Source organism: Pseudomonas sp. MPR-R2A5, from assembly GCF_058793055.1.
The window spans coordinates 16,205-39,839 of the sequence record NZ_JBXAFK010000012.1 but is presented as its reverse complement, the minus strand read 5'-3'; the positions used below and the strand labels follow the sequence as shown (position 1 = coordinate 39,839).

Genomic DNA, 23,635 nt, shown 5'->3' with positions numbered 1-23,635 from the left:
CAACCATGCGATAAAAGACGTTTTTTTCATTATTTTATTCGCTCTTAGGCATTTCAAAAATTATTTCAAATTAGACATTGAAATAATTTTTTTAAATAAATAGCGCGGAATCGTTAGGTCGTCAACTAGTTTCTCGAGCGCTTTTTTCCGTGACCGATCAGTCTCTTTTTCAGCTGTTTAGTCAGGTGTCTAGGCCAGGCAATTGACGCCGTTGAACCGCAAGTCGGGTAACCAATTATTTACTCGCCAGGGCAAATGGCGGATGCAACAGCGTGGCGTTTTGCGCCGGTCGCACGCGCTTGGCAACCTGCTCCACCAGCACGGCCACACGCTCGGTGGCCGTGATTGGCAACATGTGTCCGCGCCCCTCCACCACTTGCAGCTTAAGCCCCGGCACCTTGCTGGCCAGGGCCTGGCCGTGTTTTTGAAAGTCCAGCACCTTGTCCTGTGCGCCGTAGATCAGGCCGATGGGCAGGGTCAGTTGCGGGTAGCGCTTGACCATGTCCGGCAAGTGCTGGTTGACCAGGTTGATCTCGGTGGAGGCGGCATAGAAGTTGTCAGGGCGCATGCCGAGCAAGCCGCCACCGCGCGTGGCGAAATCGTCTGGAGCGGCATCAGGGGCGAACACGCCTTTGACCACCGAGCCTTTGGTCAGCAGGCCGACGGGCATGGTCAGGGTATGCGCCATCCAGCGTCGCAACCACGCCGGGCGCACCGCCAATGACAGGAACACCAGTGGCAACAAACGTTGGGGATGGGTCAGCGGCGCCACCAGAATCAACCCCGATACCGCATGGAGGTGGTCAAGGGCCAGCGCCAGGGCAATCGCACCGCCGAGGGAATGCCCCAGCACCAGCGGTTTGTCCAGGCCCAGCGTCTTGATAAAGGCGGCGATTTGCCGGGCCTGGGCCGGCAGGTCGGCGGGCGTACCGGTGTGACGGGTGGAATAACCCGACCCCGGGCGGTCGAGGGTGATCACCCTGAAGTGCTCACGCAATCGGCCGGACAAGGCATAGGTCAGGTTGCGACTGCTGCCCATCAGCCCGTGAATCATGACCAGCGGTGGGCCTTCGCCCTCCTCGTAATAGTGAAAGCGCTCGCCCTCGACATCGACGAAACGCCCATTGCCTGGAACAGCTGCTTCGATGCGCCGTGTCATCCAGGTACTGAACCCCCATAACACCGCGCTCGCACCGACCAGCACACCCGCAGCGATAACCCATTCAACAGCCATAGCTCGGTCCTCTGCTTCCCTGCTGCCGACCGCCCGACCGGTATTGATCAAGGCCTCAGCCATCGTCCACACCCGGGACCTAAACTTCGTGCATACCCTCGCGTCCGTCGGACAGGTCGCACATAAGGAGCCAGGGACTAGCGTAGGCGATATTTTCAGGTAGATTATTTAAAATCTTTTTTAAAATAAATAATTCAATTTTCCTTTGCAATGGTGTTCTATCTAAAAGACAAAACAAAAAACAGGAGCACATTCGATGCCCATGAAGGACTGCCTATGAATGCCCACAGCGAATCCATCGACATCGCCATCATCGGTTCAGGCTTCGCCGGCCTGTGCATGGCCATCCAGCTCAAGGAGGCCGGCCTGACCGACTTCTTTATCGCCGAGCAGGCCGAGACGCTCGGCGGCACGTGGCGCGACAACCACTACCCAGGGTGCGCCTGCGATGTGCAGTCCCATGTCTATTCGTTTTCGTTTGCGCCCAACCCTGACTGGACGCGCCAATTCGCGCCGCAAACGGAAATCCGCGCTTACCTGGAGCAATGCGCCCGGCGATTCGAGCTGATGCCGTACCTGCGCTTCAACATGGGCCTGCAACGCGCCGTGTTCGATGAGCAGCAGCAACGCTGGCAACTGCGTTTCAGTGACGGGCGCCAGGTCAGCGCGCGGGTGCTGATATCGGGCATGGGGGCGCTGTCGCGCCCGGCGCTGCCGGATATTCCGGGGCTGGAGAGTTTCAAGGGCAAGCGCTTCCACTCCCAGCAGTGGGACCACGACTACCTCTTGAAGGGCAAGCGCGTGGCGGTGATCGGCACGGGCGCCAGTGCCATTCAGTTCGTGCCGCAGATCGCGCCACAGGTGGCCCATCTGGACCTGTTCCAACGCACCCCGCCGTGGATCATGCCCAAGCCCGACCGACCGATTTCTCGCGCCGAACGCTGGGCCTTCAAGCACCTGCCTTTCACCCAGCGCCTGGTACGCGGTGCTTTTTACTGGGCGCTGGAAGGTCGCGTGGTGGGCTTTGCCCTGCACCCACGGCTGATGAAGATGGTGCAGAAAATCGCCCTGCGCCACCTGCACAAACAAGTGGCCCGCCCTTCCCTGCGCAAGGCCCTGACCCCGGACTACACCATCGGCTGCAAGCGCGTGCTGATCTCCAACGACTATTACCCGGCGCTGTCACGCAGCAATGTCGAGGTGGTGACCGAGAGTGTGCTGCGCATCGAAGCCGATGGCGTGATCACCGCCGACGGTAAAAAACACCCCGCCGATTGCCTGATCTTCGGCACTGGCTTCCAGGCCACCGACCCGCTGCCCCGCGATTGCATCATCGGCCGCGACCGCGTCGACCTGATGGATGCCTGGCGCGATGGCGCACATGCCTATAAAGGCACCACGGTGCCGGGCTATCCGAACCTGTTCCTGATCATCGGGCCCAACACCGGGCTGGGGCATAACTCGATGATTCTGATGATCGAGGCCCAGGTCGCCTACATCCTCGATGCGCTCAAGCACATGCAGCGACACCGCATCGCCACGGTCGACGTCAAACCCGCCGTGGAGCACACCTACAACCAGCAACTGCAGGCCAGGCTCAAGCGCACCATCTGGAATACCGGCGGTTGCCGCAGCTGGTATCTCGATCCCCGTACCGGCAAGAACACCACGCTGTGGCCCGGTTCGACCTGGCGCTTCAAGCAGGTCACCCGGCACTTTGTGCTCAAGGACTATATCGTCGGCCTGGCGCCGGTCAACGCACCACCGCGCGCGATAGCCGCACCCAATGCCGGTGTCGAAAGGAGCCTGTCATGAAGTCATTCAACGGCCGCGTAGCGGCGATTACCGGCGCGGCGTCGGGTATGGGCCGCGCATTGGCCCTGGCCCTGGCCAGGGAAGGCTGTCACCTGGCGCTGGCGGACAAGAATAGCCAGGGACTGGAGCAGACCCTGGCCTTGATCAAGACCTCGACCCTGTCGCCTGTGACCGTCACCACCCAGGTGCTGGATGTGTCCGACCGCCAGGCCATGGAAGACTGGGCCGCGCGCTGTGCGGCCGACCATGGCCAGGTCAACCTGATCTTCAATAATGCCGGCGTGGCGCTGTCGAGCACCGTCGAAGGCGTGGACTATGCCGACCTGGAATGGATCGTCGGCATCAACTTCTGGGGCGTGGTGCATGGCACCAAGGCATTTTTGCCCTACCTCAAGGCCAGCGGCGACGGCCATGTGATCAACACCTCCAGCGTCTTCGGCCTGTTTGCCCAGCCCGGCATGAGCGGCTACAACGCGACCAAATTCGCCGTGCGCGGCTTTACCGAAGCCCTGCGCCAGGAGCTCGATTTGCAACGGTGCGGCGTCTCGGCCACCTGTGTACACCCAGGTGGCATTCGCACCGATATCTGCCGCAGCAGCCGTATCGACGCGAACATGACCGGCTTTTTGATCCACAGCGAACAGCAGGCCCGTGCCGACTTCGAGAAGCTGTTCATTACCGACGCCGATCAGGCCGCCAAGGTGATCCTGCAAGGTGTGCGCAAGAACAAGCGCCGCGTGCTGATTGGCCGCGACGCGTATTGCCTCGACCTGCTCGCGCGCTGCCTGCCGGCGGCCTATCAGGCCTTGGTAGTGCTCGCCAGCAGACGCATGGCGCCCAAACCACGCAGGCCGATGCTTGAAACCAACGACGAATCCCGTCTCTGAACAGGAGGACGCACCATGCTGCCTATCCGTCGCGATATCCGCTTTGCCTTACCGGCTGAACGCATCAAGAACTGGCATGAGCAAGGCCCGTTCATCACGCACTTCTTCAATGCCCTGTCGCTGCTGTTTCCCCAAGGGGAGCTGTTTTTCATGGACAGCGTGCGCCACTACCGCGCGCACATCCATGACCCGCAGTTGAAGAAAGAGATCCAGGGTTTTATCGGCCAGGAAGCCATGCACAGCCGCGAACACGTGGCCTATAACGATTTGCTGCAAGCGGCGGGGCTGCCGGCGCACACCCTGGACCGACGTCTGAAATTCATCCTCGACCTGCAGAAAAAACACCTGCCGCCGTCTTTCAACCTGGCAGTAACCATCGCCCTGGAGCACTACACCGCGATGCTCGCGGAAATACTGCTCAGCGACCCGTCGCGCTTTGGCGACTCACACAAGGGCTACCAGCAGATGTGGTACTGGCACGCCCTGGAAGAAACCGAGCACAAGGCCGTGGCGTTCGATGTGTGGAACACCGTGGTCAAGCCCGGGCCACTGCGCTATCTGTTGCGCACCGGGACCATGCTCACCACCACCCTGCTCTTCTGGCTGGTGGTGTTTGATTTCCACGTACGCTTGCTGATTGCCGACCGCAAAGCCGGAGGGCATTTAAAGGGGTTCTGGCGCATGCTCAAGTTTCTCTACGGTCCCAAGGGGGTGTTCCCAAGGATGCTGCGGCCGTGGCTGCATTACTTCAAACCCGGCTTTCACCCCTGGGACCACGACAACCGCGCACGCCTGGCGCGCATAGACGGGTTGCTCGAAGAGATCGCCCGGACCGGTGGCGGCTACGAGTCGGCCTAGGCCTCGGCCAGGCTGGCACGATTGCGCACAAAGCCTTGCAATTGATCGCCTGGCAGCGCCTTGCTGAAATACCAGCCCTGGATAATCAGCTCATTGCCTGAGTTCAGGAAGGCCAACTGCTCGGCGGTCTCCACGCCTTCGACCACCACTCCGAGGTTCAACGCCTCGCAAAAGCGCAACAGGCCGGTCAGCACCTGGGCGCCCTTGGGCTCGTGCTGGGCGACCACAAAACTGCGGTCGATCTTGATGAAGTCCACCGGAAACTGGTGCAGGTAACTCAAGGCGGAATACCCGGTGCCAAAGTCATCGATATAGACCTTGGCGCCGATGGCTTGCAGTTTCTGGAGGGTCTGGCGCGTGACCTGGATATCACTGACCAACGCGTCTTCGGTGATTTCCACCGACACCTGCCCGTGGGCCTGGGCCAGGATTTCCACCAGGCGTTCGCCATAGGCAGCATCCGTCAGGGTGGCGCTGGAAATATTGATCGTCATCGGCAAGGCAAAACCGACTTTCTGCCACTTCTGGTACTCACGCACGGCCTGGGACGCCACCCACACATCCACATCCGGCATCAGTCGCGCCTGGGCCAGCCATTGCAGAAATTCCCAGGGCGAATGCACGGTACCCTGGGCATCCCGGGCGCGCATCAAGGCTTCACAGCCGGTACACAGGCCGGTGCGGGTCGAGACCTGGGGCTGGAACTCGAGGTAGAACTCATAATCGCTGATCTGCTGGATGCGGCTCAGTTCGTTGGCCTGGCGCGCCAGCAGCTTGTGGGACGCGAGCACCGGGTCCAACTCCAGCAGGCGGCCTTTTTCTTCGAGGCCGCGAAAGGTCATGTCCAACGACTTGAGGTACACCGTACCGCCTTCGGTGGGCTGACGATGGATCGCGCGCACATAGGGCGCGTAGATCAGGGTGCCGATCACCAGCAGGGCGACTTGCAGCACCACCGCGGCCAGATCGCCGTGGGTGCTGAGGTAGGCATTGAACAGCACCGGCGCGGTAAATGGCACGCTGACCACGGCGGGCGACACCCAGCCGAGCTGCACCACGGTCAGCGCCACCATCGCATTGAAAGCCGGCACCAGCAGGAACGGAATGAACAAGCGCGGGTTGAGGATAATCGGCAAACCAAACAGCAGCACTTCGCTGACGTTGAACAACGACAACGGCAAGCTGGCTATTGCCAACAGGCGCATGGACTGGCTCCGGGAAAACAGCAGGATCGCCACCAACAGGCACAGCGCCCCGCCCGAGCCACCGATAAAGGCGAAACTGCCCAGCAGGCCACTGTTGAGCAGGTACTTGATCGGCTCTCCGGCGGCCAAGGCGGCATGGTTCAGCACCACCGCCTGGTCCAGCACATCGAACAACGGCTGCATCGCGTACACACCGTGAATGCCGAAAAACCACAACAGCGAATTCATCAGGGTCACGAACAAACCGCTGCCGTAGGGTGATTCCAGCGCATCGATCACCTGCGGCCCCTGAAGCTCTGCCACATAGGGAATCTGCAACAGCATCGACAGCACCACCACCAAGGCCAGTGAGGTGATTGCCCCCGGCATCACCATATTGATGGTGCCCCTGAGGTTGTGGGTCACCAGGTCCTCGTTGACCAGGCGGGTCCAGCGATAGCGATGCAGCCAGGCGATCGCGGGCACATTGAGCAGCGGCGAAGCAATCGCGATAAACAGTACGAAGGTGGCCGAGGTGCGCGGGTAATCACGCAGGATAAAGGTCGCCACCACCACGTGGGCCAGGCACAGGAAGGCGACGGGCAACTGTGGCAGCCGATATTGAATGGCAAGCATGTAACCGATGGAGGCCGCCACCAATAGCGGGATCACCGAGCTGATCTGGTTATGCAGCCCCGCCAGGAAGGTCACCAACGACGGGGCGAACCCCAGCACGCGAGCGCATTCGGACAGGATCAGAAAGGCGGCCGACACCAGCAGGCACGGCAGGATCCACAACAGCCCCTCGCGGATCGCACGCAATGACTCGGTACTGGCCAGGGCGGCCAGACGCTGGGTAAAGAACAGTTTGAACAGCGTTTGCGCCATGACCCATCCCTCTGTCCGTCGCTTACCGTCCCTGGGAGGCAGGGCCGAAAACACCGGCTAACGCTACACGTCCTGATAGCGGGAGCGAAAGGCTTTTGCAGCGCCACCCGGTTTTTTTCGGCATTCATTTCGGGGCGTTATGCTTGTCGAACTTCCTGGGTTGGCCCATCCTTGGTCCTCGACGCGCAGATCGACGATCCGCCCGTTCTGCCAGCCGGCACCCGCCATCCGTTAACGTGGCGCCGGACACTGGACGCGACTGCACCTCGACCCTGACCCCTTTATCAACCTGGAGCACAGCCTTGTCACAACCCGGCGATAACCACCAGCTCGCCCTGGACCGATTCCTGGCAGAACATCCCGACATCGTCACGCAGTTGGATACCCTGAACCCGCTGGCGGCCCAGGCCAAAGGCGAAACCCTGGCGCAATACCGCGCCGAGCACCTGCACGAAGCCTTCGAGGCTGAAGCCGAGCGCCAGGGGCTGTTTGCCTGGGAGCTGACACTCAAGCTGACAGCGGAGTCAGCCCAGGCGTTCGAAGCCCAACGCCTCGAAGTCCACAAGGAAGTGGCGCAGATGGCCGGCATGAGCTGGGCTGACTACTGCCGGTTGCACGACGTGAACAGCTGACACCGCGCTACACAAACCAACGGCGCCACGGGCAGCCCATCATCTCACGCAACTCAGCGACGCTGATGGTGCGACGCTCGGGGTCCAGGGCCAGCGCCGTGCGTAACGCCGGCCAATAATGCCGAGGCCATTGCCGTGGCCGCGGCAGTGACTCAGCGGATGAGCGCTCCACCGGCCGCCGTCCTTGCGCCATCTCGTAAAGCACGCACGCCACGCCGTACAGGTCGGCGGCCATTGACAGCGCATCGCCGGCCAGCAGCTCCGGCGCGGCATAAGCGGGTGTCCAGGCACCGATATGGCCGCGGCTCAGGCCCGGCAACCCGGTCGTGAGCAGCGACTGCCCCAGGCCGAAATCGAACAACCGCAGGCCCTCCTCGCTGACCATGACGTTGCCCGGCTTCAGATCGCCGTGCAGCACACCCAGGCGATGGGTATACGCCATGGCGTCGAGCAACTGCACCGCCATCGGTTGCAGTTCTCGCCAAGGCATGCCACCGGGGTATTCGAGCAGCAGTCGGTCCAGGGTCATGCCGTGCATCAACTCCATGGTAAAGAACGCGATATGCCGGTTGATATCGACGTCGAATCCATACATGCGCACCACCCGCTCATGTCGCAGGCCGCGGGCCAGGGCAAACTCGCTGTACAACAGCACATGGGCGTCCGGGCACTCGGCAAAGGTTTCGCCGAGGACCTTCAAGGCCACACTGGAACACGGTTCGCCGAATTGTTCGTGCAGCAAGTCACGGGCGCGGTAGACCACACCCATGCCTCCGCTGCCGAGTATCCGCTCCAGCTGATAACGCCCGGCGAGCAGGCTGGGTGGGGCCACGGTCGCGCTCATGACTGCACCACCACAGCAGTCAGGTCGTCCCGCGCCGTGCCGCGCATGACGGCGGCGAACAACCGGTCCACCATCTGTTGCGGCGTGCCCATGCTCAAGGCACGTCCCAGCTCGCCATGACTGAGTGACTGGTACAGACCGTCGCTGCACAACAGGAACACATCGCCTGGCCGAGTGCTGAGCTCCAGCACTTCCAGGTTCAAGGGCTCACGGGCGCCGATGGCCCGCGTCAAGGCCCGCGCATCCGGGTGGGCTCGGGCCTGCTCCAGGCTCAACTGTTGTTCATCCATCAATTGTCGAAGCAGGGAGTGGTCGCGGGACAGTTGATACAGGTTCTGCCCGCGCCACAGGTAGCAACGGCTGTCTCCCGCCCACACACAGGCAGCACGACCGCCCTCCAACAGTAGCGTGACGACGGTGCTGCCCATGGTGCCGTCGAGATCACCTGCGGGGCGTCTCAGCACATGGCCCAGTTGCCAATTGAGCGATTGCAGGCATCGGCGAACGGCTTCCACGCGCTGATCGAGGCTACCCTGCCCCGACAAGGACGCCAGGCTGCTGGCCACCCATTGGCTGGCCACATCCCCGGCCCGGTGCCCGCCCATGCCGTCCGCCACCGCCCAACAGCCGCGTTGAGGGCAATCGAGGAACGCGTCCTCGTTACGCGCCCTGACCTTGCCGCGCTGCGTACGCCCCGCACTGCGCCAAGGGGTGCGATGGCGGCTCACAGACGCTCCGGCAAGCGGAACGTGCGCCAGGCCGCGATTTGAAATGGGTTGGGCATGCGCTGGCTGGTCAACAGGTAATTGGCGCGCAAACCCGAGAGGTCAGACTTGAGTATCTGCGCGTTTCGGCCATTGGCGGGCTCGCTCTGCATCAAATCGAAGAAGCGGAACAATGACCAATCTCCGCTGTTTTTCTCGATCCCCAGGGGTCGATGCGCGCCCCGCTCCAGGACCAGGCTGCTGCGACCGTTGTCGGCCTCGGTGGGCCAATGAAACGCCATGGGCACGATGGGGCCGTGGCGATATTCCAGTTGTTGATCGCCAATACGCAAGATGGCGCGACTGACCGCCTGGTCCAGGCTGTAGGGGGCCAGGGTAAAGCGCACGGACAACCCTCCTTGTTCCTCGGAAAAAAAACCGCGCCGGATCACTTGCGCCTTCGCCAGTTGGTCCAGGAAAGCACGTGATGTCGGAAAGCTGCGCCCGTCCAGGCCGCGCAAGCGGTAGCGGCTGCCCTCGGTGCTGACAAACGGGCGCAGGTAACTGTCATAGAACCGCGCCATCACACCTCGAGGCTTGAAAAAATCGGTGAAATCACTGAGCGCCACATCGCTGGTACCGTGGGCATTGAACGGGTACCGCTGGCGAATGGCCTTGGCATACACACCGTATACCTCGCTTTGATAGCGCTGGTTCACATACACATAGGCCTCGTCCAACCAGTGGCGCCAGACATCATCGGCAATGGCCTCGAACCAGGCAGACAGCGGCAGTGGCAGACGCGCAGCAGCATCACGCAAATTGCCCAGCACATCCTGCTGGCCCTCCATGCGCCGTATAGCCTTTTGGAAGGCCGCCTGCTCCGGCGCACTCTCACGGTTCAGGGCCGTCAGTTGCAGGTGCAACTCGTCGGCCAGACGCAGGGCCTGGCTTAACTCGGCACCGGGGTTTTGCCGCTCGTCCAGCATCTGGTGCAACGGTTCGAAGCGGCGCTGCAACGCACGCCGGGCCGAATCCGGCGGCAACTGCTCCATTAGCGCGTCGCTTGCCAACTGCGCCACCGCGCCCACCTCACCGATCTGGCGCGTCACCTCATCCAGTCGCTCGCTGACAGGGAGCAAGCGGGTATTTTCCCTGACCAACTGCAACAGCTGGATCACGGGCGACTGGGCGGACGTCAAGCTGGCAAGTTGCTCGGCACCTTGCCTGAGGCCGTCAGTCGCCTGCAGGCTGACCTGGCCCAATGCCTCACTCCAGGCGTCGGCGTACTCGCTGAAGTAACGCTGCTCGAGCTCAAGCATCAGCCGGCGTAAATCCATGGCACTCAAGTCCGTCCCTTCACCCAGCACCCAATTGTCCTGGGCAATGGCATTCACCAATCGCGGCCCCTGCGTCTCGAAATACTGCAAATACCGTTTTGTGTAGAACCCGGGGATCGGATGATCGATGGCGGCAAATACCTTGCCCTCGGCAAAGCGCAAGGGTTCCAGGTTACGCGACTGCTCGCGCAGCACCCGGTAGATCACATCGGCCAACGACTCACCGCGCAATGCCTGGCGCGCCAGGGCAACCAGTTGATCATCCACCGGTGCCACGAACGATTGCCCAAGCAACTGCGCCAGGTGCACATTCAGGCGGTGCTGTGTCGACGTATCGCCCGCATAACGTGCCGACCAATGGCCAGCCACTCGCTGCGCCAGCCAAGCCGTATCACGGCGCTCGCGCAAGGTGAGCATCAGGTAGGCACGCAGGTTGTCCAACAGCCGCTCGCGATCATCCAGGCTCGAACGCACCTGCTCTTCGAGCAACTCGGTCACCCGTGGCAATAACTGCTGTTGCAGGGCCTGCTCATAAGCGCTGTCCAGCACCGGCTGACTCGCTTCTCCCTGATACAAGCCTGCACGTTCCACCAGTGGCACGTCCTGCACTGCGGGGAAAACCTGGATCGCCGCCCGCCGTGCATCCAGCAGCGGCAACACGGCCAGCGTCGCGTCCGTACCAAGTGGCAAGGCAACTGGCGTCGCCAGGTTGGCCAGTTGCTGCAAGCGATGATGGTTGACCGAATAACTGTGCATCCACAGCCAACCCGCCGCACCGATGATCAGGGTTGCGGCCACGGCCACGCCGATTTGCCGGCGACGTATGCGCTGCTGTTCCTGGCCCTGCAGACCGGCGAGGCCGGCCTCGGCAAATATCACCCGGTTGAACAAGCCCTGGATGAAGTGCGAGCCGCGCTCACCGGCGCAGGTCAAATAGAACCCGCGCAGTCCGTTGATACGTTGATAACGATGCGCGGAAAAAGCCAGCTCGATAAATGCGCACAGGCGTTCGCCGACTCGCGCCATCTGTTGCGGAAAGTCGAGTGTCAGCCCGCGCTGCTCGACACTGCGCTGCGCGTGCAAGCGCTGAATCAACTCCCCCCCCAGGCGTTGCAGCAGTGTCTCGAACGCCTGGCGCACCTGGGTGACTTCAGTGCCGGCCTTGCCGGTGATCAGCTGTTCACCCAGTACGCCTTCGGCGGCGTCGGCCTGGGGTGAGTCGAAGTATTCGGCAAACCCCGTCAACCGATCGGCCTGGGTCAGGACCAGGTAGATCGGCACATCGACATGCAACGTCTGCTGGATTTCCTGCAAGCGCGTGTGAATGTGACGGGCGTGATGGTCCAGATCCAGCGGGTGGCTGCCAACCAGCGTTTCCATCGACAAGGTCACCACGACACCATTGAGCGGGCGGACCTGGCGTCGCGCCCTGAGCAGCCTGAGCAAGGTCAACCAGCCCGCGGCATCCACGGCACCGTCCGGTTGCGTCAGGTAGCGTCCGGCGGTATCGACCAGCACCGCGTCGTCGGCAAAGTACCAATCACAGTAGCGGGTCTGGCCCGTCGAACTCGGCTCGACACGGTCCAGCGGAAACGGCAACCCACTGGCCGCCAGCAAGCGCGTCTTGCCACTGCCCGCCTCGCCGATCAACAGGTACCAGGGCAGCTCATCACGCCAACGCTCGCTGCGTTCAGCATACCGGCCAGAGGTTTTCAGGGTATGCAGCGCCTCCCTGAAGCGGCCACGCACTTGTTTCTGCTCGTCCTCGATGCGCCCCTGTTGCTCATGATGCGCCTGGTGTCCGGGCTTTTTCAGCCGCGCGGCGCGGCGCCCGCCGGCCAGGACCATCGCCAGCCCCCACAACAGAAACATCACGCAGACGGTCAACAGGCGCGATGTCGGTGCGGCCCAGAACCGATACCCGTCCACCGCGAGCAAGGGTCCGAAAAACCATACCAACAGCGCGACTGAAAGCACCAGCAACAAGCTCCAGACCCAAATCGTAGCCAGCACGGTGCCCGCGCCCTTGAAGAATGCGTTCATTCATTGCTCCCAGCGTTACAGGGGCGTCCGAGTCAGATCCGGCGCCGAAATTTGAAAAGGTTGCAGCACCTGTGTGCGCTCTTTGCCCAATACCCAGGCAAACCCCGAATAGATCGCCAGCATGCAGCCCAGGCAAAGGATTCCAACCCAAAGGGTCGGCAGCTTGCGCGGGGCTTTATGGCGTACGGGCTCCACCCGTGGCGGTAATACAGAGACAGGCAGCGGCGTGCCCCGGACATGCCTGACCTGGCGATACAAGGCATCGCGCACCGCTTCAAGTTGCAGCACGCCACGCTCCATGACCCGATATTTACCCTCAAACCCCATCGCCAGGCACAGGTACATCAATTCCAGCAGCGCAATGTGCTTGACCGGGTCTCGGGACAGTCGCTCCAGCAGCTGGAAAAACTTTTCGCCGCCGAACGTTTCGTTATGGAAGCGGCTCAGCAGGCTGACCTTCGACCAGTCGCTGCGACTGCCCCAGGCGGTGGTCACCACCGCTTCATCGATCACGCTGCACAACACATAACGCGCCGACATGACCTGGCCGTTTTCGCTCCCCTCATGTAAGGCACGGGTCTCGAATTGGGTGACCCCTTCCGACAGCCGATCATTCAGTGTTTGCAAGCTTTCCCGACCGCAATGGCTCCTGAGCCGGGCCACCTCCGCCAGTAATTCCCAAGCGACCGCAACCAGCGGGTTAAGCCCCATATTGAAGGTCTGCGCGCCCTGCAAGCGGGCCGCGTAGATCATTCGGTCTTCCAATTGCTCGAAGCGCGGTGGCGTGGGGAAGTCGGTGATCGCGCCCTGCGCCGGCCCCCGTCCTTCACGATCAAGCAGGACAGTTTTTTCGTCCTGTGGGTATTCACGGTCCGTGGTCATAGTGTTCAGTTCCTGATGGCCCAGAAGGTGAGTTCAAGCTCGGCAAACTCGCCGCCGACATGGAAGGCAAACCCACCCGAATGCTCCAGTTGCGTGATGTCCCGGGCGCTGAGTTCGAGCATGAAATAGGTTTTGCCGGCATGGAACGGCAACTGGCGCGGCGCCACCGGCAGCGGCTTGACCTTGATGCCCGCCAGATGCAGGTTGACCAGTTCGCGTATACGCTCCACCGGGCCGATCTTCAGATGCGCCGGCAAACGGTGACGAAGCTCATCCGAATCACACTGCGCGCTGGCCGTCAGGATGAAGGTCGCGCTGCCGAGCAGCTTGAGGTCGCTCACCGGGCATACCAGCACGCCGTATTGACGCTGTTGCAGCGCGAGCTCCATGGCATGCTGCTCCAGCACCATCGACAGCATGGAGCGAATGCCCTCCATCAGCCCACGAAAGCTGGCGCCCTGGTCGTTATGCCGATACCGCACGTCCAACGGGGCACGCTTGCTGTCATGGGCGAACGTCGATAACTCACCGAGCATCGACAGGCACTCGCGGAACACCGTTTCCGGACGAACCTGAACCTGGCCCAGATAGTGACGCAGGACCCACTCGCAACGATTGACCAGTTGCAGCATCAGAAAGTCGCCGATCTGCGAACCGGCGGCGGCACCGTTGCCCTGGATACGCTCTGCAATGGCGTCGCCTCGGCAGGCCAGCAGGCTGATCACCTCCTTGAGGCACGACGATACATAAGCCGATCCCTGGACATACATGAAGGTCGGGCTGAACTCCGGGTCCAGGCTCACGCCCTCTTCATCCGTGCAATCCACAACCTGGGCGACCTTGAGCATCACACACGCCTGGTCACTGTGATGCTCCCCCAGCAGCAGGCGCAGGTCCGGACGGCCGCAGTGAATCTGACAACGTAAATCGACACCGGCATTGGAGTCGCCAACGTCCATCGGCCAGGTGATATAGCGTGCCCAGACATCGGCCTGGTCCTGCTTGCGCGCCTCGATCTGGTTGTGGGTCGTCAACGGCAACGCAAGATAGATCCCTTGCCTGCCCGCGTTGGCAGGTACCTGCAGGACCAGCGGCTCCACGGCGGCACTCAACTCAAAGAGGCTGCCGTCGGGTAATACACCACTGGCTTGGTTGACGACGATCTTGCCCAGGCGCAGGTACTGCAGGTCGATTTCAAGGGTGATGAAACCCCAGGTGTCGCAGCCCAGCAGGCGGGTGCGGTTGAGTTGCTGGTTGTAGTAACGATCGTTGTGTTGCAGGTGCTGGGGCCGCAACAACATGCCTTCCTGCCAAATGACTTTATGAACGAGCATATCAATCCTGCCTCGCACCAGAAATCGGGTTGGCGACCCGGATGCCAGCCTTGTCAAGCACCAGGCTGGCCCGGGTCAGTTTCTGCGGGTTAAGCGACACCACCATTCGCCACTGCACATGGGGCAGGTCTCGATAGGCGGCCAGCACCCCCACATAACGGCTCTGCGGTTCAACCTTGAGCTTGAGCTCCAGCCGTTCGCCGGGGCGCATTTCCAGCTCCTCGCTGCTTACCCAGTCCTTGGGCAAGGCTTGCTCGGCACGCCCGTAAAGGCTGAAAAAATCGGCGTTCTCGAAGGCCACGGGATGGCGCAGCTCGAGCAAGTGCACCACGATCGGCGAGGGACGCCCGTGCAGGTCGGGGTTGACCTGATCGCTGGCGACCAGCTTCAGGTCCAGCTTGGTCACGGTAGAAAAAGGCGACAGGGTGCTGCACCCGGTCAACAGGCTGAATACCACCAGCATGGATGCAACGGCGGCTCGATACATGATCATCATCCCGGGTAGTCCACATGAAGGGTGGAGATCAGGCGGACCTGCTCGTCATAGGCTCTGGCGAAGTCCTTGCCCAACAGGTGTCCCGTGAGCGGTTCAGCCTCGACCAGGCGCTGGTAGTGACGTTGATAGGCGCGCCATTGGGCACCGTCGGTGTTGAACCGGGGCGATTTGTCCTGGCGCTCGAAACACAGCAGCAGATAGCTGGGGGCGAACGCTTCCCGCGCGCTGCGCGCCGCGGCACGACATGCCGCCAGCAATGCAATCTGATGCGTCTGCATATCCCGGTGCACTTGAGTGATCGCCAGGTCGGCGGGCAGTTGGCCAAATTCGCTGATGCCCAACAATGCGGCCAACGCCGTCTCGGCATCCGCGCACTGCCTGAGGGGGTTTGGGCTGTTCACAACGGGAGCGGCGGGCGCCAGGTTCGATTCACTTTTCAGTTCGTCGCAGGTGCGCAGGTTGTGCTGCAACCCCTCGATACTCAGCTTGAGCAAGCCGGCGACCTTGATCGCCAATGCCTCTCGCGCTGGCCTGTCAACGTCGTCGAGGCGGATCCCCAGCGCTGCCGCAAACAGCGTCCAAAAGGACTCGTTGTCCGCTGGCGCAGTGACAACCTGCGGGCTCGGCGGCACCTCCAGGTCGGGCTCCACCCATCGAGGCAAGACCAGATGGTCTCGGTCCGCCGCGCTGTGAGTCATCCACTGCCCCGGTTCTTGGGCGACAGTACTCAATGCATCCAGCCCGTCCAATGACGGATGGGTGAGGTCCTCATCATCCAGCGCCTGCATGGGGTCCAGGGCCAGGAAAGCATCGTCGGGAATCGGCCCCGGTGCCGTAAATCGCCGCGCGCCGGGCGGGGCCGGCGGCTCGATAAGCCTTGCGCGTATCGCCAATGCCCCCAGTTGAAAAAGATCACCGTCGGCGATCAGTCGCGCCTGCCCTTTATTCAGGCGTTCACCACTGTCGGCCACGCAAATGCCATTGCTGCTGATGTCCGTCAGAAAGTAGCGACCTTCACGGTAGCTCACCAGCCCATGGTGACTGGACAACAGTCGACTGGCATCGGGGATCACCCAGTCGCAACCGGCCCCGCGACCGATCACACCGCCGACACCGGCAAACGTCTTGCGAGCGCCGGCCAGCGGCTCGGTGCCAGCGCCGTCATACACTTCAAATACCAGTTGCATGCTCGGGTCCTCCATTCACTGGCCGCGACTGGTCGCTTGCGGGTCGCCCAACGGACGGTAGTCAGCATCATCGAAGACATAATTGGCGTTACAGCCGCCCAGCACACACAACACAAGCAACATGGCTTGCCACAGACGATCAGGCATCGGGTATCTCCCATAGACACAAGGCATTCAGCACTCCCCCTTGGCTTCACCAACAGGAATATTCAAGCGGGCAAGCCGGTAGAGCAGCGTGCGGCGAGCGACGCCCAGCTCACGGGCGGTGCGTGTTCGATTACCACGGTTCTTCTGCAGGCAATCGATCAGGACCATGCGCTCCACCCTCTCCAGGCGCTGGCGTAATGTGGTCTCTACAGCGGCCTCCGTTCGCGGCGACAGCGCCAGGTGCAGCGGCAGGATCACACCGTCATCACACAGCAGCACCGCGCGCTCCACCAGGCACTTGAGTTCGCGGACATTGCCGGGGAAGCCATGACTCGTCAGTTGATCCAGGGCCGCGCTTGACCAGCCAACAGCTGGCCGACCGAGTGCCATACAGGCCTCGTCGGCGAAATGACGCGCCAGTTGCAGCGCGTCGCCGTCGCGCTCACGCAGCGCCGGCAACTCGATGGGAAACTGCGCCAGCCGGTAATACAGGTCTTCGCGGAAGGTCCCCTGGGCCACCATGGCAAGCAGGTCACGGTGAGTCGCCGCGATGATGCGGACATCGACCTTATGGGAAGCATTGGCCCCCAGCGGACGCACTTCTCCTTCCTGCAAAACGCGCAGCAACTTGGCCTGCAGTGAGAGCGGCATGTCACCGATTTCATCCAACAGCAGCGTGCCGCCATGGGCTGCATCAAATAACCCGACGTGGTCGCGCTGGGCCCCGGTAAATGCGCCCTTGCGGTAGCCGAACAGCTCGCTCTCCAACAGGCCTTCCGGAAACGCGGCGCAGTTCTGCACCACGAACGCTTTAGCGCTGCGCGGCCCGGCGGCGTGGATGGCCCGCGCCACCACTTCCTTGCCGGTACCGGTCTCGCCACGCAGCAACACGGTGTACGGCGTGTGCAGGACCTTACCGATCAAGCGGCAGGTCTCGTTCATCGCGACACTGTTGCCGATCAAGCCGTACACACGAGTGGCGGGCGCTCTCGATTTGAGCCGGGTGACCTCCGATGCGGGCTGCATCCGTCGCAACAGGCTCAATTGCGCCAGCGCGAAGCCGCCAAGGCGCGCCAGCGAGGCAACATAACCTTGCAATTGGGCTGGGCGCGGGCTGGCGCACAGCAATACCCCCATGATGGTTTTGCTGCGCCCCAGCAGCGGTATGCAGGACAGGCAATGCCAAGGCTGCGCCACTGCCGGCAGGAACCCGGTGTCATGCACGCACTGGCTCAGGTCATCCAGGGTAAGGGGCTGCCCTTGGGTCAGCACGTAGTGCAACAGAGGTTCATGCTGGGAGCCAGGGCCCGACGCTGGGTCGCCCGGCGGCAGTGCCCCGTGGAGATGCTGGGCGATCAGCTCAAGCCTGCCCGCCGGCTCATCGAACAGGTACAGCTGGCTGAGTTCACACTGGCTCAGTTGCGCAGCGCCGGTCACGCACAAGTCCGCCAGCGTGGTTTCGTCGTGTTCATGGCCCAGTCGGCAGAACCAGCCGAGCAAGGTCTCGGCATAGGTCAGGGGATGGGGTAATGGGGTAAACAGGCTTTTCATCATTGGCCGAACTCGCAGACTGGCCGACCGCTGCTATCCAGCCGTGCATGAACCCGTGACAGACCTGCATGGCCCACCGTTGCAGTCAGCAGCCGATCAGCGATCTGCGGCAGCAGGTCCGACTCGATCCACTGATCGATCGCGCGCGCTCCGCTGTCACCGTGTGTGCAGAGCCGGACCATGTGCGCCACCAGCTCGGGCGTGTGGGTAAACGCCAACTGGCGTTGCTGTAATCGCTGGCCAAGGCGCGCAAGCTTGAGGCGTGCCACGTCATTGAGCACCTCACCCGTCACCGGGTAATAGGGCACCACCCGCATCCGGGCCAGCAACGCCGGTTTGAAGTATGCCCGCAGCGCGGGGAGGATCGCGGCTTGCAATACCTCGATGTCCGGGCGCAGGCCGTCGGCGCACGCCTCACTGATGCAGTCGCTGCCGAGATTGGAGGTCATCAGGATCAACGTATTACGGAAATCGATCTCCCGCCCTTCGCCATCATTGGCCAAGCCCTTGTCGAAGACTTGGTAGAACAGGTTCAACACCTCCGGGTCTGCCTTCTCGACCTCGTCGAGCAACACCACCGAATAAGGGCGTTGCCGCACCGCTTCGGTCAGGACACCGCCTTCGCCGTAGCCCACGTAACCCGGAGGTGCACCGATCAATCGAGACAGTGAGTGTTTTTCCTGATACTCCGACATATTGATGAGGGTGACGAACCGCTGGCCTCCGTACAGCAGGTCGGCCAGCGCCAGCGCGGTTTCGGTCTTGCCCACACCGCTGGGGCCGGCCAGCAGGAATACACCTACCGGCGCATCGGGTTCGTTGAGGCCGGCAGCTACGGCCCGCAGGCTGCGATCAAGCGCCTGCACGACCGGCTCCTGTCCCAGAATGCGTGCTCGCAAGGCATCGGCGAACCCCAGGACTTTTTCGCTGGGTTCAAGGGCCACTTGCTCGACGGGAATCCCGGTCCACGCACTGATGACCTGGGCCACCAGGCGCGGGCACACCGTCGGGCTTGCCGTCGGCTGCTCGCGCTGTTCAACCCAGCACTGCTCCAGGGCCTGGCGCTCCTGCTCCAGGGCATCCAGTCGCAGGCTCAAGGCTTGCAGGGCCACCTCATCGACCGGCAGCCCGACCTCGGCATCCCTGCGCAGCGCCAGGTGTTGCCGCGTCCCTTCGGCAAGCTCGGCGACAAGGCATTGCAAGGCTTCGGGCCGCGCCGACAAGCACGTGCGAGCCCTTGCGCACGCCGTATCCAGCACATCCACCGCTTTATCCGGTAGCTGGCGCCCGGCCAAATACCGCGCGCTCATGTGCGCTGCCGCGACAACCGCATCATCGCGCACGTACACGTCATGGCTGGCCTCATAGACCGGCACCAGTCCACGCAGGATCGATACCGCGGCCTCGACACTCGGTTCGCCCACCCGTACCGGTTGAAAACGCCGCGCCAATGCGGGGTCCTTTTCGATGTATTGCTTGTACTCCGACCAGGTGGTGGCGGCGATGGTCCGCAGTTGACCGCGGGCCAACGCAGGCTTGAGCAGGTTGGCGGCATCCGACGCACCACCCGGCCCCGCGGCCCCCACCAGCATATGAGCCTCGTCGATAAACAGGATCACGGCCTGGGGCGAGGCGTTGACTTCGTCGATCACCCCCTTGAGGCGGCGCTCGAATTCGCCCTTGATACCAGCCCCCGCTTGCAGCAGCCCCATATCAAGGGTCAGCACGCGCACATCCTGGAGGGCTGGCGGTACCTGCGATGCGACCACTTGCAGGGCGAAGCCTTCGACAATCGCCGTTTTCCCGACCCCGGCTTCTCCGACCAGGATCGGGTTGTTCTTGCGTCGACGCACGAGGATGTCGATCAATTGCCGGATTTCACCCTCCCGGCAGATGACAGGGTCGATCAAGCCTTCACGGGCCTGGCGCGTCAGGTCCTGGGTAAAACGCTGCAACCATGATTCAGCCACCACTGCCTGGACTTGTGCGCCCTGGCTCAATAAGAAGTCACGTACGCGATCAGCGTCCAAACGGCTCAAAATACCTTGATAACCGCTGCCGGCGTGCTCCAGGGGATGACGTAGCAGCGCGAGCAACAGGGCACCTTGGTCAACGTCATGTCGCCCCAGTTCAAGGTGCGCAACCATCAACGCCTGTTGCAACCACTGCACCAAAGCCTGGGCGAACACCGGGTTGTGGGTTGCACACTGCGCGGTCTTTGGCTGCAGCGTCGCCTGCAGTTCGTGCAGCGCTACGTTGGCCTCTGCCAGCGCCTTGGCCAACACGCCATCGGCGTGCTCCAGCAGCGCCAGCAGCAGGTCCTCCACCAGCACTTCGCGACCGCCCCGGGCGATACAACGTTCAGCCGAGCGTTCCAGGTCGCTGCGGGTTTGCGCCGCCAATGTCCGTATCAATTGTTGCAGGTCTACATTCATCATAATCATCAGTCCTTAATGCGCATTGCCAGCCAGCGTGACCACACCATCCGCCCGCTCATGCCCCAGCCAACTGGTCCATCCCAGGCGACACACATTGCGCTCGCCGATATGCAGCGCGCGGATCTCCCCTTCAGCGAGCACCAGGCGCACGTCATATTCCAGCGGTGCGCGCGCGGTTAAGCGCAGCAGTGCACATAAGGGGCGCAAGTCCTCCCCGGTCGGCAGGAACTGGTGAAATCGTTGCCAGTCGAGCCCGAGCAGATGCACGGTGAACTTGCCGCTGCAATCGGTGACCCGACTCCCCAGCACCAGGTCCTGGCCGAGCGTGTGGTTGGCCGCCCCCAGCCGATTGCGCTGCTGTCCGTTGATTGACACGCTGCGTTCAACCCACTGTTCGATGAACAACCGGCGGTGCTTGAAGTAATGGCGCATCACAGTCTCAATCATTGCCGCCGAATGCGCGCGCAGGCTCAGCAGCCCCAGGTAAGGCAGCAGCCGTTTGCAGTCCAGCGCTGCCGCCCGACGAATGTCCTGGCCTCCCAGTCCGATCAAGGCAAACATCTGCGCCGAGAACGCATCACTGGCGCCCCGTCGGAAGCAGGCTCGATAACGATATTTGCGCCAGATCGGCAGCATCAGCCGTTGCAGGCGGTGGTGAAACACGTCCAGGAAATCCCGGGTGGCGTTACCGCCTGACACCTCTGCGTACGCCTGCTCCGCGTAGAACGCGGGCAGTGGTGACCCCGCGCCACATAGTCCGAGGACATTGAGGCGAAGCCGCGCGCGCAATTGACCGTACTCCACAAAAAACTCCACTCGATCGATGTCGTGTCCGGGAAAGCCCAAGCCTGGATTGGCCTGGAATTCCAATTGGTCATACAACGCGTCCTCATCCAGCAGTGGATGGGCATCACGCAAGCGCTCGATCACCTGTAACACCGCCTGGAACAGCGAGTACTCGCGGATGAAACGGGACAGTTCGGTTAAAGCAGGGGCTGCTCGCCCATGCGGGGTGGCCATAGGTACACATCTCCTTGTGTGCTGATCACTCGCAATTCGTGATACGAATTCAAGCTGGCGTACAGCGCAAAAAACTCGTTGAGCACCGAAGCGAATACAAAGGTTTCGCCCTGGCCGAGGAAGCCTTGGGTATCGATCGACAGGTCCACCCGCACACCGCGAATCGGCAGGCCATTGAGCAATCGGTCGACGGCTTCGTGCCGGATGCCGCGCAGCGCTCCCAACCGCTTTGCACTGATCTTCTGCGCCTGGCGGCTGTGATAACGCGGCAGGTCGTAGGTTTCGAGGATGACTTTCAGGGCATTGATATCGGTCAACGACAGGTAGTTGAGCGACAGGTTGCTGATCAGTCGCCACAGGAAGTCCTGGTCCAGGGGCGGAGCAAGACTCGTGGTCGGCACGGTGATATTTCGAAACGCCAGAAATTCCGGGGTCTGCTCGCAGGGCTGGTTGACCTGCCCCACCTGTAGCTGCAGCGGCAGGTTCTGATTGGTGCAGGTCAACTCGATCGACAGTGTTTCCTGTTCGTGCCCCTGGTCACGCTCAAACGCGATCCAGGTGTCGAGACCGGCATGCTGTGCCGATGCACGCTGGCGAAGGCTGTAGCTGGGGGCCATGTTCGAGGCTGGGGTGGCGGTGTCGTGTTCAAAGGACTCGAACGGTACGTAATGCCGATAACCCAGGCCACCCGGGCGCCATCCCGTCACGCTGTCCACGGAAAACACCGCGGCGTTGCCCCGGGTATATTCCCCAGGCACCAGCAGGTACTCATCCTGCTTGCCGTCCAGGCGAACGGGCACGGCATCATGGTTGAACAGATTGACGATGGGGGTGCAATAGAGCTTCACGTTGTCCAGGCTGGGGCGTTGCGGCTCATGCCCCTGGGTGCGCAGTTCAAAACGCATCACCATGCCACGCACCCGTTTGAGCAGTGCCTGGGGCACCCCATGCAACCGATCCAAACCGCCGACATCCACGAACAGGTACTTGTCAGGGAAGGCAAAATACTCCTGCAGCAGGCGATAACCACGGAAGGTATTTACCGGGTAAGGAATCAACGCCTGTTCTTCGCAGAACCCCACCGGGCGTACCTGGCTGGCACACAGCCGCAGCGACATTGCCTGCCCATCGGTCCCGTTGACGGGCTGGCCGTCATCACCGAGAAGCAACAACTCGATGCCGTCGAGATGACGCAGCAGGCCCAGGTACAACCCCTGGCTGACGTGGCGATCCCCGGCCAGGTGCAACCGCAACGTGTCGAACACCAACTCACTGAAATTCCCCGGGGCGCTCATGTCCAACCGCAGGTCCAACAGGGCTCGCTCACCCTGGAAGACATACGTCACGGCGCTCAGTTGCAGCGCCATGACCTGGGTGCTGTAGCAGGTCCGAAAGCGACAGCGCTCGCCATTGATGGCCGCGCTTTCCACTGCGGTGTCGCGCGCCACCCGGACAGCAGGCCCTGCCCGTTTCAACGGATCGAACTGCAAGATGCTGAACGATGGCAGAGGCCGCATGTAGTTGGGCCACAACAACTGCATCAACGAATGGGTCAGTTCGGGTAATTCGTCATCCAGTTTCTGCCGCAGGCGGCCGGTGAGAAACGCAAAGCCTTCGAGCAAACGCTCCACGTCCGGGTCCTGGCCGGCCTCTGCGAGAAACGGTGCCAGGGCTGGATTGCGCTCGGCGAAACGTCGCCCCAGCTGACGCAAGGCACTGAGTTCGCTTTGGTAATAACGATTAAAGGTCATCCGGCGCAACCTCGACCTGCCCACCATCACCCAGAAGCGCACTGAACACCACCGGTTGCCTGATTCCATTGGCGAGCAGTGTGGCCTCGATGGCAAATGCCAGGACCAGGGGATCGCGGTTGCGGGGCAATAGCCTTACGCGCACGTTCGCCAAACGCGGCTCATAGGCCTGGATAAACCGTTCGATCGACAGGCGCGATCGGCTCAATGATTCGTGCAGGCTCAGGCGCAGGTCATTGAGATCCGGCAAGCCGTAGTCGTGCAATGTCTGGACACTGCCCGCACGCGTGCTGAGCATCTTGCCCAGGTGCGTCGCGATGGACGCCACGCTGTTCGCCTGGGCAGGTGCCTGGCCGTCAAGGCGCTCGAATAGGCTGCAGTAATGTGTCATCCCCTGGTG

General features: G+C 62.0%; 19 protein-coding genes. 4 read left to right on the top strand and 15 right to left on the bottom strand.

Annotated features, from left to right (window positions below):
- Window positions 1-235: 235 nt before the first annotated feature.
- Window positions 236-1,234 (bottom strand): alpha/beta fold hydrolase, encoded by a 999-nt coding sequence (locus AC1Q6I_RS11515; RefSeq protein ID WP_256581240.1) that lies wholly within the window; start codon window positions 1,232-1,234, stop codon window positions 236-238.
- Between the two features lie 276 nt (window positions 1,235-1,510).
- On the opposite strand from AC1Q6I_RS11515, the gene AC1Q6I_RS11510 reads away from it, so the two are divergent.
- The 3 genes from AC1Q6I_RS11510 to AC1Q6I_RS11500 are packed head-to-tail and all read left to right on the top strand — an operon-like array spanning window position 1,511 to window position 4,794.
- Complete coding sequence (locus AC1Q6I_RS11510; protein ID WP_102625096.1) at window positions 1,511-3,049, top strand: flavin-containing monooxygenase; 1,539 nt, start codon at window positions 1,511-1,513, stop codon at window positions 3,047-3,049.
- Window positions 3,046-3,936, top strand: coding sequence for an SDR family NAD(P)-dependent oxidoreductase (locus AC1Q6I_RS11505; protein ID WP_102625095.1), 891 nt, complete (start codon window positions 3,046-3,048; stop codon window positions 3,934-3,936). The genes AC1Q6I_RS11510 and AC1Q6I_RS11505 overlap by 4 nt, the downstream gene beginning before the upstream one ends.
- Window positions 3,937-3,951: 15 nt before the next feature.
- Entirely contained in the window at window positions 3,952-4,794 is an 843-nt protein-coding gene (locus AC1Q6I_RS11500) for a metal-dependent hydrolase (protein ID WP_102625094.1), read from the top strand.
- Here AC1Q6I_RS11500 and AC1Q6I_RS11495 read toward each other — a convergent pair.
- Complete coding sequence (locus AC1Q6I_RS11495; RefSeq protein WP_102625093.1) at window positions 4,791-6,866, bottom strand: PTS sugar transporter subunit IIC/EAL domain-containing protein; 2,076 nt, start codon at window positions 6,864-6,866, stop codon at window positions 4,791-4,793. The genes AC1Q6I_RS11500 and AC1Q6I_RS11495 overlap by 4 nt on opposite strands.
- Before the next feature lie 302 nt (window positions 6,867-7,168).
- Here AC1Q6I_RS11495 and AC1Q6I_RS11490 point away from each other — a divergent pair, with 302 nt between their 5' ends.
- Entirely contained in the window at window positions 7,169-7,498 is a 330-nt protein-coding gene (locus AC1Q6I_RS11490) for a DUF6388 family protein (protein ID WP_024075940.1), read from the top strand.
- 7 nt (window positions 7,499-7,505) lie between these two features.
- Here AC1Q6I_RS11490 and AC1Q6I_RS11485 read toward each other — a convergent pair whose 3' ends face one another.
- The 13 genes from AC1Q6I_RS11485 to tssE are packed head-to-tail and all read right to left on the bottom strand — an operon-like array spanning window position 7,506 to window position 23,626.
- Window positions 7,506-8,342 (bottom strand): serine/threonine-protein kinase, encoded by an 837-nt coding sequence (locus tag AC1Q6I_RS11485; RefSeq protein ID WP_102625092.1) that lies wholly within the window; start codon window positions 8,340-8,342, stop codon window positions 7,506-7,508.
- Window positions 8,339-9,070 (bottom strand): PP2C family protein-serine/threonine phosphatase, encoded by a 732-nt coding sequence (locus AC1Q6I_RS11480; protein ID WP_102642548.1) that lies wholly within the window; start codon window positions 9,068-9,070, stop codon window positions 8,339-8,341. The genes AC1Q6I_RS11485 and AC1Q6I_RS11480 overlap by 4 nt, the downstream gene beginning before the upstream one ends.
- Window positions 9,067-12,429 (bottom strand): type VI secretion system membrane subunit TssM, encoded by a 3,363-nt coding sequence (tssM, locus tag AC1Q6I_RS11475; protein WP_102624765.1) that lies wholly within the window; start codon window positions 12,427-12,429, stop codon window positions 9,067-9,069. The genes AC1Q6I_RS11480 and tssM overlap by 4 nt, the downstream gene beginning before the upstream one ends.
- Before the next feature lie 15 nt (window positions 12,430-12,444).
- The gene (gene icmH, locus AC1Q6I_RS11470) at window positions 12,445-13,311 is read right to left on the bottom strand and encodes a type IVB secretion system protein IcmH/DotU (protein WP_024075944.1); all 867 of its coding nucleotides are present in this window, start codon (window positions 13,309-13,311) and stop codon (window positions 12,445-12,447) included.
- Window positions 13,312-13,316: 5 nt separating this feature from the next.
- A complete protein-coding gene (gene tssK, locus AC1Q6I_RS11465; RefSeq protein ID WP_102624764.1) occupies window positions 13,317-14,645 on the bottom strand; it encodes a type VI secretion system baseplate subunit TssK in 1,329 nt (442 codons plus the stop codon).
- A gap of 1 nt (window position 14,646) precedes the next feature.
- Entirely contained in the window at window positions 14,647-15,132 is a 486-nt protein-coding gene (tssJ, locus tag AC1Q6I_RS11460; RefSeq protein ID WP_069077420.1) for a type VI secretion system lipoprotein TssJ, read from the bottom strand.
- Window positions 15,133-15,137: 5 nt separating this feature from the next.
- The gene (gene tagH / locus AC1Q6I_RS11455; RefSeq protein ID WP_102624763.1) at window positions 15,138-16,328 is read right to left on the bottom strand and encodes a type VI secretion system-associated FHA domain protein TagH; all 1,191 of its coding nucleotides are present in this window, start codon (window positions 16,326-16,328) and stop codon (window positions 15,138-15,140) included.
- Window positions 16,329-16,343: 15 nt separating this feature from the next.
- Window positions 16,344-16,475, bottom strand: coding sequence for a hypothetical protein (locus tag AC1Q6I_RS11450; protein ID WP_024075948.1), 132 nt, complete (start codon window positions 16,473-16,475; stop codon window positions 16,344-16,346).
- Between the two features lie 27 nt (window positions 16,476-16,502).
- Window positions 16,503-18,029 (bottom strand): sigma-54-dependent Fis family transcriptional regulator, encoded by a 1,527-nt coding sequence (locus tag AC1Q6I_RS11445; RefSeq protein ID WP_069076346.1) that lies wholly within the window; start codon window positions 18,027-18,029, stop codon window positions 16,503-16,505.
- Window positions 18,026-20,464: an AAA family ATPase gene (locus AC1Q6I_RS11440; protein ID WP_102624762.1), complete on the bottom strand. Its 2,439-nt coding sequence runs from the start codon at window positions 20,462-20,464 to the stop codon at window positions 18,026-18,028. The genes AC1Q6I_RS11445 and AC1Q6I_RS11440 overlap by 4 nt, the downstream gene beginning before the upstream one ends.
- 12 nt (window positions 20,465-20,476) lie before the next feature.
- The gene (gene tssG, locus AC1Q6I_RS11435; protein ID WP_024075951.1) at window positions 20,477-21,484 is read right to left on the bottom strand and encodes a type VI secretion system baseplate subunit TssG; all 1,008 of its coding nucleotides are present in this window, start codon (window positions 21,482-21,484) and stop codon (window positions 20,477-20,479) included.
- Window positions 21,448-23,235, bottom strand: a complete 1,788-nt coding sequence (gene tssF / locus AC1Q6I_RS11430; RefSeq protein WP_102624761.1) for a type VI secretion system baseplate subunit TssF — start codon at window positions 23,233-23,235, stop codon at window positions 21,448-21,450. The genes tssG and tssF overlap by 37 nt, the downstream gene beginning before the upstream one ends.
- Window positions 23,225-23,626, bottom strand: a complete 402-nt coding sequence (gene tssE, locus AC1Q6I_RS11425) for a type VI secretion system baseplate subunit TssE (RefSeq protein WP_102624760.1) — start codon at window positions 23,624-23,626, stop codon at window positions 23,225-23,227. Before tssE ends, tssF begins: the two co-directional genes overlap by 11 nt.
- Window positions 23,627-23,635: the final 9 nt, after the last annotated feature.

Coding starts and splice junctions, on each gene's coding strand:
- AC1Q6I_RS11450 (WP_024075948.1), bottom strand. CDS start 16,475: ATGCCTGATCGTCTGTGGCAAGCCATGTTGCTTGTGTTGTGTGTGCTG.
- tssJ (WP_069077420.1), bottom strand. CDS start 15,132: ATGTATCGAGCCGCCGTTGCATCCATGCTGGTGGTATTCAGCCTGTTG.
- tssE (WP_102624760.1), bottom strand. CDS start 23,626: ATGACACATTACTGCAGCCTATTCGAGCGCCTTGACGGCCAGGCACCT.
- AC1Q6I_RS11500 (WP_102625094.1), top strand. CDS start 3,952: ATGCTGCCTATCCGTCGCGATATCCGCTTTGCCTTACCGGCTGAACGC.
- tssF (WP_102624761.1), bottom strand. CDS start 23,235: ATGACCTTTAATCGTTATTACCAAAGCGAACTCAGTGCCTTGCGTCAG.
- AC1Q6I_RS11485 (WP_102625092.1), bottom strand. CDS start 8,342: ATGAGCGCGACCGTGGCCCCACCCAGCCTGCTCGCCGGGCGTTATCAG.
- tssM (WP_102624765.1), bottom strand. CDS start 12,429: ATGAACGCATTCTTCAAGGGCGCGGGCACCGTGCTGGCTACGATTTGG.
- AC1Q6I_RS11505 (WP_102625095.1), top strand. CDS start 3,046: ATGAAGTCATTCAACGGCCGCGTAGCGGCGATTACCGGCGCGGCGTCG.
- tssG (WP_024075951.1), bottom strand. CDS start 21,484: ATGGCCACCCCGCATGGGCGAGCAGCCCCTGCTTTAACCGAACTGTCC.
- AC1Q6I_RS11440 (WP_102624762.1), bottom strand. CDS start 20,464: ATGATGAATGTAGACCTGCAACAATTGATACGGACATTGGCGGCGCAA.
- AC1Q6I_RS11510 (WP_102625096.1), top strand. CDS start 1,511: ATGAATGCCCACAGCGAATCCATCGACATCGCCATCATCGGTTCAGGC.
- icmH (WP_024075944.1), bottom strand. CDS start 13,311: ATGACCACGGACCGTGAATACCCACAGGACGAAAAAACTGTCCTGCTT.
- AC1Q6I_RS11445 (WP_069076346.1), bottom strand. CDS start 18,029: ATGATGAAAAGCCTGTTTACCCCATTACCCCATCCCCTGACCTATGCC.
- tagH (WP_102624763.1), bottom strand. CDS start 16,328: ATGCAACTGGTATTTGAAGTGTATGACGGCGCTGGCACCGAGCCGCTG.
- tssK (WP_102624764.1), bottom strand. CDS start 14,645: ATGCTCGTTCATAAAGTCATTTGGCAGGAAGGCATGTTGTTGCGGCCC.
- AC1Q6I_RS11495 (WP_102625093.1), bottom strand. CDS start 6,866: ATGGCGCAAACGCTGTTCAAACTGTTCTTTACCCAGCGTCTGGCCGCC.
- AC1Q6I_RS11515 (WP_256581240.1), bottom strand. CDS start 1,234: ATGGCTGTTGAATGGGTTATCGCTGCGGGTGTGCTGGTCGGTGCGAGC.